This window comes from Pedobacter sp. Leaf170, assembly GCF_920984665.1.
Classification (GTDB): Bacteria; Bacteroidota; Bacteroidia; order Sphingobacteriales; family Sphingobacteriaceae; genus Pedobacter.
Genome location: NZ_CAKLBP010000002.1, coordinates 813251 through 826350, shown reverse-complemented (window position 1 = coordinate 826350; position 13100 = coordinate 813251). Strand labels below are relative to the sequence as shown.

Genomic DNA, 13100 nt, shown 5'->3' with positions numbered 1-13100 from the left:
GACATCCGCCGTTCTGATTTTTTTACCCTTCCTTTCGGTTGGGAGTGCAAAGGTAAGAATCTTTTTTTAACTTCCAAATAAAATAAATTTTATTTCTTCGTCGCCTTTTTCTTCTTAATCCCTCTTTCAATATCGCTCTTTTCAGAGCTCCGATTCCTTCCGAAGCGGGTTGCAAAAGTAGAAAACTTTTCTCAATCACCAAATTTTATTTGAAAATAATTCCGGCAACCTTATTTCATCTTTTCAACCTTTTCCCCTTCCTCCGAAGCGGGATGCAAAAGTAGGAAAATTATCCGCTTGCACAAAGCCAGGGCCGCTTTTATTTGGATGGACAGTGGTAACTGCATGGATTTCAGGGAGAAAAATTATTGGCGTAAGCAAACTTTTTCAGGACGTGGTTTGTTTAAGGCGGGTTTCTGTGGTAAATTGATTGTTCAGGGTTACCGGTGATTGCATAGGCGCCTATCTTTCCCGCTGATGTTCGCAGATAAAATTATCGCAGATTGAAAAGGATTTTAAAGCTTAATGTATAAGTTTTCACCACCTAAGACAGCTAAGGTCACTTAAGTTATTTTAAAAATAGATTTTAAGGGAACAGTTTGTACAAATAAGGATTTAAGTTCATCTACGTTGTAAGTCGGTTTTAGTTTACCGGTGATTGCATAGGCGCCTATCTTTCCCGCTGATGTTCGCAGATAAAATAGCGCAGATTGAAAAAGATTTTAAAGCTTAATGCATAAGTTTTCACCAACTAAGGCAGCTAAGTTATTTTAAAAAATAGATTTTAAGGGAATAGTTTGTACATATAAGTAATTAAGGACATGTAAGTAGCGAGTATAAGCTCCATGCCTAAGTACTTAATACTACATAGTAAGAACCTATCCACTAAGACTAGTTTACCATCTAAGGTCATCTAAGTTATAAATCTGTTTTAGGTTGATGGTTGCAGGTGATTGCAAGGTGCCTATCGTCTCCCGCTGATGTTCGCAGATAAAATAGCGCAGATTGAAAAAGATTTTAAAGCTTAATGCATAAGTTTTCACCACCTAAGGCAGCTAAGTTTAAGATGTATATCGTTAGCACTTAATAAAAGACTAAATCCACAATCTAAGGAATCTAAGGTCATCTAAGTAGCGGGTGTAAGCTCCATGTCTTGATACTCGATACTAAATACTATATACTAACTACTGATTGGAAAACGGACAGACGTAAAATAAACCCGGGCGGAATGAAAAACCCGCAGGGAAAGCGCAGCGAACCGAGGATTTGAAATGCAGAACGGGACGAACTTTAATTGGAAAACAGGAACTTGCTTTTCAAAAAAAGATATTAATTATGTCTTAACCTATAAAGCAGATAAGAACATTTAAGTTATACAGGCCCTGCTTTTGATAATTGAATATTGATTTTGGAAATTTGGCTAATACTGTCCGGTACTTAAAAGCACTAAAGTACAAGCTCTCATTGGCTCGATATTGTGTTGATCTAAAAGTTTTTCGAACTCATAATTTTCTGTACCGGGATTGAAAATCACACGCTTTGGCTTGGTATCAATAATATAATGATAGTATTGTGGTTGTAAGGCAGGGCCGATATATAATGTAATGGTGTCTATATCTGGATGAGTTTGGCCTTGTTTTTCGATTTCTACGCCTGCAACTTCGCCGCGTTTTATACCGATATTAACTATTTGGTGGTTAAACCTGGTGAGCATGTGTGCCGCTTTATAAGCGTAGCGTGAGGGATCTGTTGAGGCTCCGATAATGAGTGTCTTTTTCATAAACTAAAATTTTGAGAGAATAGCAATTTGTCCGGAGTGGTAAGCGTGGTGCTGAACCAAACCATTTAATAATACTGCATTTGTAACTCCTGTTCCTAAAGCCGCATTTCTTTCGTCAATTGTTTTATTATTCCAATCATTGGGTTTTATATTTTCACAAATTCGAATCAATTCTTCATTCGCAATTTTAAAATTTACAATAATTTTTTCCCATGCCTGTGGAGATTTTTCCTGAACTGGTGGCCAATCGCCCATTTCTGGTTCCAGAGCTAAATTTCCATTCAATCTGGATGAAACTTCTTCTGTCCACGCGGTTAAATGCAATGCGATTTCGGCAATGGAATGTGCATCTGGAATAAAATGTTGAAATGCTTTTTCGGGTTCGACATTGTTTAGCGTTTGCATAACATGATTTCCATGCCAGGCATCCCCATTAAAAGATTTTTTTATTTCATTGGTGATATCAAACATAGCTTAAGAACAAGTTAAAATATTTAATGTTTGCTATTTTGCATTCAAAATGGCGTTTGCACAATTTATACCATCGATTGCGGCAGATACGATTCCGCCAGCATAGCCAGCGCCTTCTGCGCAAGGATATAAACCTTTAATTTGCGGATGCTGATAAGTTTCCTTATCACGAGGAATGCGAACAGGTGATGAAGTACGACTTTCTACACCAACCAAAATGGCTTCGTTGGTATAATAGCCTTTTATCTTTTTGCCGAACAATGGCAAGGCAGATTTTAAACTATCTGAAACGAAAGCGGGTAAAATATTATCGAGCATAACACTTTTTGTACCGGGGAGATATGAATTTTTAGGCAAATCGATTGATAGTTTATTATTTACAAAATCCATCATTCGCTGTGCTGGGGCAACCAAATTTCCGCCACCGGCTTCGAACGCCAGTTTTTCTATCTCTGATTGGAAATTTAGCATGCGTAAAGGATCATATCCCAGAACATCATTTAAAGTTACCTGAACAACAGTACCAGAATTAGCGTAGGGATTATTTCTTTTAGAAGGCGACCAGCCATTCACAACAATTTCATTTTCGCCTGTGGCGCAAGGTGCAATTATACCACCCGGACACATACAGAAAGAAAATACTCCACGAGCGCCAACTTGCTCTACTAAACTATAATAGGCGGGCGGTAAAAACTCGGAGCGTGTATCGCAATGGTATTGTGCTGAATCGATAATTTGTTGCGGGTGCTCTATACGTACGCCTAAGGCAAATGGCTTTGCTTCTATTAAAATATTTTTGCTGTGCAGCAATTCGTACACATCTCTGGCCGAATGACCGGTTGCCAGGATGATGTTATCTGCATGTAATTTATCTTCAAAATTTATTTCTATGCCTTTTATTTTACCAAATTCAATGAGTATATCTGTCATCTGGCTATCGAACATCACTTCTCCACCAGCATTTAAAATAGTGTCTTTTATAGATGTGATGATATGTGGCAATTTATTTGTGCCAATGTGTGGTCTTGCATCCACAATAATATCTTTTTCGGCACCGTGATCTACAAAAACTTGTAATACCTTATTTATATCACCCCGTTTGTTAGAGCGGGTATATAATTTACCATCTGAGTAGGTGCCGGCACCACCTTCGCCGTAGCAGTAATTAGATTCGGTATTTACAACGCCTTGTTTATTAATTGCGGCTAAATCTCTTCTACGCTGTTTAACATCTTTACCTCTTTCGATAATTATTGGTTTTAAGCCATTTTCGATGCATTGCAAAGCGGCAAATAATCCGGCCGGACCAGCGCCAATAATTAAAACGGGCTTAGCATTACTGACATTTTGATAGTTAACCTCATGAATTTCTACCTGAGGAATTTCATCGATATAAACTTTTATTTGAAGACGGTAGATAACTTTTCGAGACCTTGCATCTATTGATCTTTTCAGAATTTCGAAGCCATGAATGCGCTTTTGTGGTATTTTTAAGGCTTCTTCGAGCTTTTGATTGATGGCCTCAACTTGCTCAACCTGATGTGGGAGCAGGGTAATTTCGATATCTTTTTGCATACAACCTGTCAGGTTTTTATCCTGAATTGTAACAAAGGTACAGATTTTGATATCTAATTTGTAAATTGAAGAAAATTCGATTAAATCAAAAACAAAAACCATAAAAATGAAAAGATTAGTATTTGGAATTTTAGCTGCTTTTATTGCAGTAACCACTTTAAGTTCATGCGGTTATAACAGCATGGTTAAGCTTGATGAAAATGTAAAATCTAAATGGGGAACTGTTCAAACCCAATATCAAAGAAGAGCAGATTTAATTCCGAATTTAGTAAACACGGTAAAAGGTGCAGCAAAATTTGAACAAGGTACTCTAACTGCTGTTGTAGAAGCTCGTGCAAAAGCTACTCAAATGACTGTTAACGCTGATGATTTAACGCCAGAAAATATACAAAAATATCAGGCAGCACAAGGGCAGTTAAGCCAGGCTTTAGGTAAATTATTATCTATTACTGAGGCTTACCCTGAATTGAGAGCCACACAACAGTTTAGTGATTTATCTGCACAGCTAGAAAGTACTGAAAACAGAATTACTGTAGCCCGCAAAGATTTTAATGATGCGGTACAGGAATACAACGCCAAGGTTAGATCTTTCCCTAATAACTTAACTGCAGGTATGTTTGGGTTTAAGGCAAAAGGTTATTTTGAAGCTGATGCAACAGCAAAAGATGCACCTAAAGTAGAATTTTAATATTCTTTAAATACATTTAAGGGTAATGGGTGTTTATTTAATTAAATATCTGTTACCCTTTTTAATTAACCCTAAAATAAAATCATGTCGTTATTTTCTGATATTGAACAAGATAAAATTGCACATGCAATAGCTGAGGCTGAAAAAGCCACTTCAGGAGAAATAAGAATTGCTATCGATAAACATTGCGAGGGTGATGTATATCAAAAAGCTATTGAATATTTTACCAAGATGGAAATGGATAAAACCGCACAACATAATGGGGTTTTAATCTATCTGGCTCATGCCGACCATAAATTTGCCATTATCGGTGATAGCGGAATTAATCGGGTTGTGCCTGAAAATTTTTGGGAAACTACTCAAATTGCAATGAAAGCACATTTTGCTAAAGGAAATTTAGCAGATGGTATTATTGCCGGCGTTGCGCTTGCAGGCGAAAAATTAGCTTTGTTTTTTCCTTACCAAACTGGCGATATTAATGAGTTGCCAAACGATATTTATTACGGTGATAAACAAGAAAACATATAAACGATGAAAAAAATATTTCTATTATCTGTTTTCTGCTTACTTTATGTATTCGCTTTTGCACAGGATTTTCCGGCGAAACCAAATACACTTGTAAATGATTATTCAGGAGTTTTATCTGCAGAACAGAAAAATAACTTAGAACGAAAACTGGTTGCTTTTGATGATTCATCATCAACTCAAATTGCAATAGCTGTTTTAAAATCGGTTGGTGATTACGATATTAATGAATATGCTGTAGAATTAGGAAGAAAATGGGGTGTTGGACAAAGCGGTAAAAACAATGGAATTATGATTGTTGTAGCCGTTGGCGATAGAAAAATCTCTATTCAAACCGGCTATGGCGTTGAAGGTGCTCTACCTGATATTTATGCAAAACGCATTATCGAAAATGATATTAAGCCAAATTTTAGAGCGGGTAATTATTACACCGGGCTTGATGAAGCTACAACCTCGATTATAAAATATACCAAAGGAGAATATAAAAACGATAAACCTAAAGCATCAAAAGGTGGTGGAGTTGGAAGTATAGCAGTCATTCTGATTATCATTGTTGTAATTATTATCATCATGCGAAAAGGCGGTGGTGGTAATGGCGGCGAAATCATTGGAAGTCGTGGTGCTTCGAATGCATTATTCTGGGCAATGCTGTTTGGCGGTCGCGGAGGCGGAGGTAGCAATTGGGGTGGTGGTAGCAGCTGGGGCGGCGGTGGCTCATCCGGCGGTGGTGGCGGATTTGGAGGATTTGGCGGCGGAAGCTTCGGCGGAGGTGGCTCTAGCGGAAGCTGGTAGTCAATCTGGTTTTTTGGCTGTTTAGTTTGTTACTCATTTGCTAATTGCTCCATTGGAAATTGGTTAATTGATAATTGGTCTTGGACTCCGCTCAGACTGACAACTATTCGACTTTGTCCAGAAGAAAACATCTTAATTAATTATTTTATAATGTACCGTAAAGATTTAATTACAGCAGAAATACAGAAGCTAGCAGAGGTTTTAGCTAAAATAATGGGACTTAAACTAGACGGCAAATTTGCTGAGGCACAAGTTATTTTTGATGAAACATTAACCAACTCCTTTAATTTACCTAAAGATATTCTGGAAACCGAAGATAATACAGCTTTTAATGATTGGTTAGACCATAATGAATTATCTGCAGAGAAATTAGATTCGCTTAGTGAGTTTTTATATTACGAGCTTGGTTTAAGCCTGGAACGGAATAGGATAATTGCACCAAAACTTAACCTTATCTATAAAATTCTTTCTGATAAACATAAAATCGTTCATCTGGTAAATTTCCATCGCCAAAATAACATTCAACAATATATTTGATTTACAAATTACGATTTTAGAGTTATGATAGAAATTGAGAAGTGGCGTAAAATTGCCTCGAAATATTTAGTTCGAGAGAAATGGGCAACCTTACGGGTTGATACTTGTGAACTACAAACCGGTGTTGTTAAAGATGATTATTATGTTTTAGAATACCCGAATTGGGTAAATGCAATTGCGTTAACAGAAGCAGGAAAAATAATTATGGTTCGCCAATATCGCCATGCTGCAGATATTATTTCATTAGAAATTCCTGGCGGTGTAATTGATGGCGATGAAGAACCTGAAACTGCAATTAAACGTGAACTTTTAGAAGAAACCGGTTATAGCTTCAAAACCTGTAAATTTATTGTAGAACTTTATCCAAATCCGGCAACATCTACCAATAAAACTTTCACCTACTTTTTAACTGGCGGCGTTAAAACCCACGAACAACATTTAGATGAGCACGAGATTTTAAATGTTGAAGAATACAAAGTTGAAGAAGTAAAGCAGTTACTTGCAGATAATCAAATTGCGCAAGCATTGCATGTTGCGGCTTTGCATTACGGTTTAGCAGAAATTTAGAAATTGTAAAGTCAATTTCCTACAATAAAAATGAAATATTTATTTTTTTGAAGAGCAATGTACTGTATTCTTCGGTTCCGCTAATCCCGCCAATCGCTGCAAGTCCTCATTGCGCTTCGCTACATTGTGGTCTTTACGCTTTTGTCGGGTCTATTTTACTTAGGTTCACCTAATAAATCAAAACCAGTATCCATACATAGTTTAAAAATTTACATCGCACCTATAAAAACAAAAAGTCCTGATTTGAATTCAAATCAGGACTTTTTCATATTCAAAAAATTGCCTTTTAAACTAGCTCATTTTTAATTTTTTCTGAATGTCGTGTACGTAAGCTTTAAATTTCTTATCTGTATCAATTAAATCTTCTACCGTTTGGCAGGCATAAATTACTGTACTATGATCACGACCGCCAAAGAAAGCGCCAATTGTTTTTAATGATGATTTTGTATGGCTTTTTGATAAGTACATAGAAATTTGACGAGCCTGAACAATTTCACGTTTACGCGTTTGCGATTTAACCATATCAACCGGAACTTCAAAATACTCGCAAACCAATTTCTGAATGTATTCCATTGAGATCTCTTTTGAAGTATTCTTGATAAAATTCTTCAGCATTTGCTTCGCAAGATTTAAATCAATTTCCTTCTTGTTTAAAGTAGCCTGCGCCAATAAAGAAACCATTGCGCCTTCTAACTCACGTACGTTATTATCAATGTTATGCGCAACATATTCTACAACTTCGCCGGGCAATTCAATACCATCTGCATACATTTTCTTTCTTAAAATCGCAATACGCGTTTCTAAATCCGGAATTTGTAAATCGGCAGATAAGCCCCATTTAAAACGACTTAACAAACGTTCTTCTAAACCAGCTAAATCTTTTGGTGCTTTATCTGATGTTAAAATAACCTGTTTGCCCGATTGATGTAAATGATTAAAGATGTGGAAGAAAATATCCTGTGTTTTTTCTTTACCTGCAAAGTTGTGTACATCATCCATAATGATTACATCCATAGCCTGGTAAAAATTAACGAAATCGTTAATGGTGTTGTTTTTTAATGAATCTACAAACTGCTGGCAAAATTTCTCGCAGCTTACATAAATAACAAGCTTATCTGGCATACTGCGTTTAATCTCGTTACCAATGGCTTGCGCAAGGTGTGTTTTACCTAAACCTACACCACCATAAATCATTAAAGGATTAAATGATGTGCCTCCAGGTTTAGCGGCTACAGCATAACCGGCAGAACGAGCTAAACGGTTACAATCTCCTTCAATATAATTTTCGAAAGTATAATTAGAGTTTAATTGCGGGTCAACATTTAACTTTTTTAAACCCGGTATAATAAAAGGGTTTTTAATGTCTTTATTTATCGATACAGGAATTGGCATCGATTGTACTTTTGCTTCTGCCCCATTTCCGTTTGAAGGCATATTTGTTGTGTAAGGACTTCCGCTATTGGATGATTTATCTACAACGATGTTATATTCTAACCTACCATCTTCCCCGAGTTGTTTTTTAACAGTCTTTCGAAGTAAGCCTACGTAGTGTTCTTCAAGCCATTCGTAAAAGAACAAACTCGGCACTTGTATGGTTAAAACCTTACCTTCCAACTTAAGGGCTGTTATAGGCTCGAACCAAGTTTTAAAACTTTGATTCGGGATATTATCCTTAATGATTTGAAGACAGTTCTTCCACACTTCTGTACAAGTTTTTTCCATTGCGATTTCTATAATTTATTGGTTTACAGTTCCGATTCGAATTTACGGGGTGGTCCGTTTCGGGACTACGAATATTGAGAAAATTATCAACATTTGAAACAAAAATTTCAATTATTTCGTAACCTATTCATAAGCAGGTAGCTATCCTACTTAACCTAAATTTTTAATGTGGATAACTATTTATTAACATAGGTTTTCCACATCTAAAATCGATTTACAGGCTATTTTACTCAATTAATCAAATCAGCATCGAAAAAGCAAATTCCAAGCCATAAGTTATTAAAGAAGGGGATTTATGTTAGAGAATTATGTAAATCCGCTGATTATCAACACATACCAAAGCAGGTTATTTCCCTTTCATAAAAACCTATTTTTAAATGGCGAAATGTTGTAATTAATATCGTTCCTTCAATTCCCCAATCTGGGAAATATTTGTACAATCTATTAATATTCGCCAAAGGTTTTTCGAAATACATCAGCAATTTCACCTAATGTAGCATAATGTTCAACAGCATCAATTATAAAAGGCATAAGGTTTAAATTGCTTCGTGCTGCACCTTCTAAATTAATTAAAGCCATTTCTACTGCTTTGTTATCTCTTTCGGCTTTCAACTGGTTTAACTTTTCAGTTTGAAGCTTCCTTATCGAATCATCTATATTAAAAACTTCTGTAATGCCTTCTTCTTGCTGTACAAATCTATTTACACCAACTGAGATGCGTTCTGCAGATTCTATTTCCTTTTGATATTGATAAGCTGCTCCAGCAATTTCATTTTGCATGTAATCGTTTTCTATTGCATTAACAGAACCGCCCATCGCATCAATTTTATCAATGTATTTCCAGGCGGCTGCTTCAACCTCGTCAGTTAAATTCTCTACAAAAAACGAACCTGCTAATGGGTCTACAGTATCTGTAACCCCGCTTTCAAAGCCAATTATTTGTTGAGTACGCAAAGCGATTTTTGCAGCAGATTCTGTTGGCAGGGAAAGCGCTTCATCATAACCATTGGTATGCAAAGATTGTGTACCACCTAAAACTGCAGCCATAGCCTGATTAGTAACCCTTATTACATTATTAAGTGGCTGCTGTGCGGTTAAAGTAGAGCCACCGGTTTGTGTATGAAACCGAAGCATTTGTGCTTTTTCGGCTGTTGCTCCAAGTTCTTTTGTAATTTTTGCCCACATCCTTCTGGCAGCTCTAAATTTGGCAATTTCTTCAAAAAAATTATTGTGGCAGTTAAAAAAGAACGATAATCTTTTAGCAAAGATATTTATGTCCAAACCCTTATCAATTGCCGCTTTAAGATAAGTTTTTCCATTGGCCAAGGTAAAAGCCAGCTCTTGTACTGCTGTTGAGCCGGCTTCCCGAATGTGATAACCTGATATGGAAATGGTATTCCATTTAGGAACCTCGATGCTACAAAATTCAAAAATATCAGTTATTAACCGCATTGATGGCTTAGGCGGATAAATATATGTTCCTCTGGCAGCATATTCTTTTAATATATCGTTTTGTATTGTACCCGAAATTTGCTTTAAATCTGCACCTTGTTTTTTAGCCAGCGCGATATACATCGCTAATAAGATTGAAGCCGTTGCATTAATTGTCATCGAAGTTGTGATGTCTTTTAACTGTATCCCTTCAAATAAAATCTCAATGTCTTTCAGAGAATCTATCGCGACACCAACTTTTCCCACTTCACCATCAGCCATTTCATGGTCTGAATCATAGCCAATTTGAGTTGGTAAATCAAAAGCAACAGATAAACCTGTAGTACCTTGATTTAACAGATAATGATACCTTTTATTTGATTCTTCTGCGGTTGAAAATCCTGCATATTGCCGCATGGTCCACAATCTGCCACGATACATATCCTTTTGAATCCCCCGGGTAAAAGGAAATTCGCCTGGTTTTTCCTCCATCGGTTTAGCAGTGGTGTAAAGCTCCTTTATTTCGATTCCGGATGTTGTAGTATGTTTTATATCGCTCATATTTGGTTATGTATATGGTTAACCGTTGAAATTGTTTCAATTGGTTAGTTGTTCGAGTCGGTTTCGAATGATTCAAATTACGATTAACCAGTTTAAACAACTAACTAACTTCCTAAAACAATTGCTGAATATCTTTCTTAATCAATTCGATTGTTAAATCGTAAGGGTTTTCATCAATAGTTGCCATGTGTTGCAAAATTGCCTTACTCAACTCTATTCCATTAGCATCCTTTGGTAAACCTTGCACAGCGTTATTAATCATTCCAAGTGTATCATCTTTTAGTTTGCGCACAACATTCCATGTTGTACTGTTAACATATAACTGCTGGGTAATGTTATGCTGGTATTCAGTACGAATTTCATTTAAAACGCCAGCCTGAAGCGTAGCAATATCAATTCCTTGTTGATGCAAGCGTACCAATAAGTTGGCCGGATTAATTCTATCAATAAAAATAATTAAACGTTCGTGTGCTTGCAGCCTTAGTGGTAAAATTTGGGCACGATTTTCTTTATTTAGTTCGATGTTTTTTAAATTAAAGAATCGTTGAATATCAGTTTTAACGAAAAAATAAATGACTATAAAAGCCAGAGAAATACCCAAAAATAAAGTCAGAATATCTATTATGATTTGTTGTGCAGTCATATCTATTGTTTAATTACGGTAATATTAACATCCCGCCAAAAGCAAAAATGTACATTATTATTTATATTTGTAAAAGATAAAATTTAAATAACATGAGTACTACAGTTGATACAGCATTTGCACCAGTTTCTTTTTCGGAGGGAGCAACTAAAGAGTTATTAAAATTAAGAGATCAGCAGGAGATTAGTGAGGATTACGGCTTACGCGTAGGTGTTGAAGGCGGTGGTTGCGCAGGGATGAATTATATTTTAGGCTTCGACCAGAAAAAAGATGGCGACCAGGAGTTTTTTATTGAAGGCATTAAAGTTTTTATGAATAAAGCTCATCAAATGTATTTAATGGGCATGATGATTGACTGGCAAGACGGTTTAAATTCGAGAGGATTTACATTTGTTAATCCAAATGCAACAAGTACATGCGGTTGCGGTACAAGTTTTTCTGCATAAAAAAATAATATTGTAACATATTGCACAGTCCCCTTGTCTAAACATCGGGACTTTTTTATTTTTATAGATATTTGTCTGCCCAATAATAACTGCAACCACTCCATCAAACTAAATGAATTACAGAGAAAATATCAGGCTCGCACTGCAATCAATTAAAAGTAACAGATTACGCACCATGCTTACTGCATTAATTATTGCTATAGGTTTAAGTGCATTAGTTGGTATTTTGACAACTTTAGATGCCGTAAAAGCGAGTATGACCAGTGCCTTTAGTAGCATGGGTGCCAATTCATTTACCATAAGAAACCGTGGCACAGGAATTAGAATTGGCGGACAAGGCAAAAGACCAAAGCCTTTCAAGGCGATTAGGTATGAAGATGCAGTTAAATTTAAGGATAGTTTAAAAACACCAGCCACTGTAGCTGTAAGCGTATTTGCCAGTGGCGGTTCTACCGTAAAAAACGGAAGCCTGAAAACAAATCCAAACATTAATGTTCAAGGTATTGATGAAAATGGTTTAGCGGCCCAAGGTTTAGGCTTATCTGATGGACGGAATTTTAGTCAATCAGAAGTTCAGCTTGGTAGTAATGTATGTATTGTTGGTAGCGAAGTTGTAGATAAATTATTTAAAGATACCGAGCCGATAGATAAGATGATTAATGTAGGCAATAATCGTTTTAAAATTATAGGCGTTTTAGAAAAAAAAGGTTCGAGTATGGGCTTTAGTGGAGATAGAGCTGTGTATGTGCCCTTATCAAAAGCTAAGCAGATTAATGCAAATGCGAATCCATCTTATACCATTACGGTTATGGTTCCAACTAATGAAATGCAGGAAGCCATAATTGGAGAATCTACCTCATTATTTAGAAACATACGTAAGGTGAAGGTTAACGATCCTAATAATTTTGAAATTACTAAAAGTGATGCGATTGCTCAAACGTTGTTCGAAAATTTAGCTTTTGTAGCTATTGGTGGCGTGGCTATTGGGATTATTACATTAATAGGTGCATCTATAGGATTGATGAATATTATGTTGGTTTCGGTAACAGAACGAACAAGAGAAATTGGTATACGTAAAGCTATCGGTGCAAATCCTAAAGTAATCCGCAGGCAATTCTTAATAGAAGCCGTGGTAATTTGTTTAATGGGCGGCACCTTTGGTATATTTTTAGGCATCGTTATCGGGAACCTGATTTCTTTGGCCATGGGTGGTTCATTTATAATCCCCTGGGCATTTATTATTGGTGGCTTTGGTATCTGCGTAGGTGTGGGAATTTTATCAGGTTACTATCCAGCTAAGAAAGCTTCGAGATTAGACCCTGTAGAGGCACTTCGCTATGAGTAAAAAACGCGTTAAGAAAA

Annotated in this window: 13 protein-coding genes; 7 read left to right on the top strand and 6 right to left on the bottom strand. The window is 36.3% G+C overall.

Annotated features, from left to right (window positions below):
* Positions 1 to 1420 precede the first annotated feature (1420 nt).
* From LUA90_RS08725 to LUA90_RS08715, 3 genes are read right to left on the bottom strand one after another with little or no spacing between them, the layout of a single operon-like run.
* Positions 1421 to 1780: a CoA-binding protein gene (locus LUA90_RS08725; RefSeq protein WP_231465795.1), complete on the bottom strand. Its 360-nt coding sequence runs from the start codon at positions 1778 to 1780 to the stop codon at positions 1421 to 1423.
* Between the two features lie 3 nt (positions 1781 to 1783).
* Positions 1784 to 2251, bottom strand: coding sequence for a DinB family protein (locus LUA90_RS08720; protein WP_231465794.1), 468 nt, complete (start codon positions 2249 to 2251; stop codon positions 1784 to 1786).
* A gap of 33 nt (positions 2252 to 2284) precedes the next feature.
* A complete protein-coding gene (locus tag LUA90_RS08715; protein WP_231465793.1) occupies positions 2285 to 3826 on the bottom strand; it encodes an NAD(P)/FAD-dependent oxidoreductase in 1542 nt (513 codons plus the stop codon).
* A 106-nt stretch (positions 3827 to 3932) separates the two neighbouring features.
* Here LUA90_RS08715 and LUA90_RS08710 point away from each other — a divergent pair, with 106 nt between their 5' ends.
* From LUA90_RS08710 to LUA90_RS08690, 5 genes are all read left to right on the top strand, one after another.
* The gene (locus tag LUA90_RS08710) at positions 3933 to 4514 is read left to right on the top strand and encodes a LemA family protein (RefSeq protein ID WP_231459213.1); all 582 of its coding nucleotides are present in this window, start codon (positions 3933 to 3935) and stop codon (positions 4512 to 4514) included.
* Positions 4515 to 4598: 84 nt separating this feature from the next.
* Complete coding sequence (locus LUA90_RS08705) at positions 4599 to 5042, top strand: TPM domain-containing protein (protein ID WP_231459212.1); 444 nt, start codon at positions 4599 to 4601, stop codon at positions 5040 to 5042.
* A gap of 3 nt (positions 5043 to 5045) precedes the next feature.
* Positions 5046 to 5831 carry a YgcG family protein gene (locus LUA90_RS08700; RefSeq protein WP_231459211.1) on the top strand — a complete coding sequence of 262 codons (786 nt, stop codon included), beginning with the start codon at positions 5046 to 5048 and terminating at the stop codon, positions 5829 to 5831.
* A 150-nt stretch (positions 5832 to 5981) separates the two neighbouring features.
* Positions 5982 to 6368, top strand: a complete 387-nt coding sequence (locus tag LUA90_RS08695; RefSeq protein ID WP_231459210.1) for a hypothetical protein — start codon at positions 5982 to 5984, stop codon at positions 6366 to 6368.
* Between the two features lie 24 nt (positions 6369 to 6392).
* Positions 6393 to 6935, top strand: a complete 543-nt coding sequence (locus LUA90_RS08690; RefSeq protein WP_231459209.1) for an NUDIX hydrolase — start codon at positions 6393 to 6395, stop codon at positions 6933 to 6935.
* Between the two features lie 291 nt (positions 6936 to 7226).
* On the opposite strand, the gene dnaA is transcribed toward LUA90_RS08690, so the two are convergent.
* From dnaA to LUA90_RS08675, 3 genes are all read right to left on the bottom strand, one after another.
* The gene (dnaA, locus tag LUA90_RS08685; RefSeq protein ID WP_056088409.1) at positions 7227 to 8657 is read right to left on the bottom strand and encodes a chromosomal replication initiator protein DnaA; all 1431 of its coding nucleotides are present in this window, start codon (positions 8655 to 8657) and stop codon (positions 7227 to 7229) included.
* Positions 8658 to 9101: 444 nt separating this feature from the next.
* Positions 9102 to 10649: a methylmalonyl-CoA mutase gene (locus tag LUA90_RS08680; RefSeq protein WP_231459208.1), complete on the bottom strand. Its 1548-nt coding sequence runs from the start codon at positions 10647 to 10649 to the stop codon at positions 9102 to 9104.
* A 112-nt stretch (positions 10650 to 10761) separates the two neighbouring features.
* Positions 10762 to 11292: a hypothetical protein gene (locus LUA90_RS08675; RefSeq protein ID WP_231459207.1), complete on the bottom strand. Its 531-nt coding sequence runs from the start codon at positions 11290 to 11292 to the stop codon at positions 10762 to 10764.
* 92 nt (positions 11293 to 11384) lie between these two features.
* Here LUA90_RS08675 and LUA90_RS08670 point away from each other — a divergent pair, with 92 nt between their 5' ends.
* On the top strand, positions 11385 to 11738 hold the full coding sequence (locus LUA90_RS08670; protein WP_231459206.1) for an iron-sulfur cluster assembly accessory protein: 354 nt from the start codon (positions 11385 to 11387) through the stop codon (positions 11736 to 11738).
* Between the two features lie 112 nt (positions 11739 to 11850).
* Complete coding sequence (locus LUA90_RS08665) at positions 11851 to 13083, top strand: ABC transporter permease (protein ID WP_231459205.1); 1233 nt, start codon at positions 11851 to 11853, stop codon at positions 13081 to 13083.
* The last annotated feature ends 17 nt before the right edge of the window (positions 13084 to 13100 follow it).

Coding starts and splice junctions, on each gene's coding strand:
- LUA90_RS08725 (WP_231465795.1), bottom strand. CDS start 1,780: ATGAAAAAGACACTCATTATCGGAGCCTCAACAGATCCCTCACGCTAC.
- LUA90_RS08720 (WP_231465794.1), bottom strand. CDS start 2,251: ATGTTTGATATCACCAATGAAATAAAAAAATCTTTTAATGGGGATGCC.
- LUA90_RS08715 (WP_231465793.1), bottom strand. CDS start 3,826: ATGCAAAAAGATATCGAAATTACCCTGCTCCCACATCAGGTTGAGCAA.
- LUA90_RS08710 (WP_231459213.1), top strand. CDS start 3,933: ATGAAAAGATTAGTATTTGGAATTTTAGCTGCTTTTATTGCAGTAACC.
- LUA90_RS08705 (WP_231459212.1), top strand. CDS start 4,599: ATGTCGTTATTTTCTGATATTGAACAAGATAAAATTGCACATGCAATA.
- LUA90_RS08700 (WP_231459211.1), top strand. CDS start 5,046: ATGAAAAAAATATTTCTATTATCTGTTTTCTGCTTACTTTATGTATTC.
- LUA90_RS08695 (WP_231459210.1), top strand. CDS start 5,982: ATGTACCGTAAAGATTTAATTACAGCAGAAATACAGAAGCTAGCAGAG.
- LUA90_RS08690 (WP_231459209.1), top strand. CDS start 6,393: ATGATAGAAATTGAGAAGTGGCGTAAAATTGCCTCGAAATATTTAGTT.
- dnaA (WP_056088409.1), bottom strand. CDS start 8,657: ATGGAAAAAACTTGTACAGAAGTGTGGAAGAACTGTCTTCAAATCATT.
- LUA90_RS08680 (WP_231459208.1), bottom strand. CDS start 10,649: ATGAGCGATATAAAACATACTACAACATCCGGAATCGAAATAAAGGAG.
- LUA90_RS08675 (WP_231459207.1), bottom strand. CDS start 11,292: ATGACTGCACAACAAATCATAATAGATATTCTGACTTTATTTTTGGGT.
- LUA90_RS08670 (WP_231459206.1), top strand. CDS start 11,385: ATGAGTACTACAGTTGATACAGCATTTGCACCAGTTTCTTTTTCGGAG.
- LUA90_RS08665 (WP_231459205.1), top strand. CDS start 11,851: ATGAATTACAGAGAAAATATCAGGCTCGCACTGCAATCAATTAAAAGT.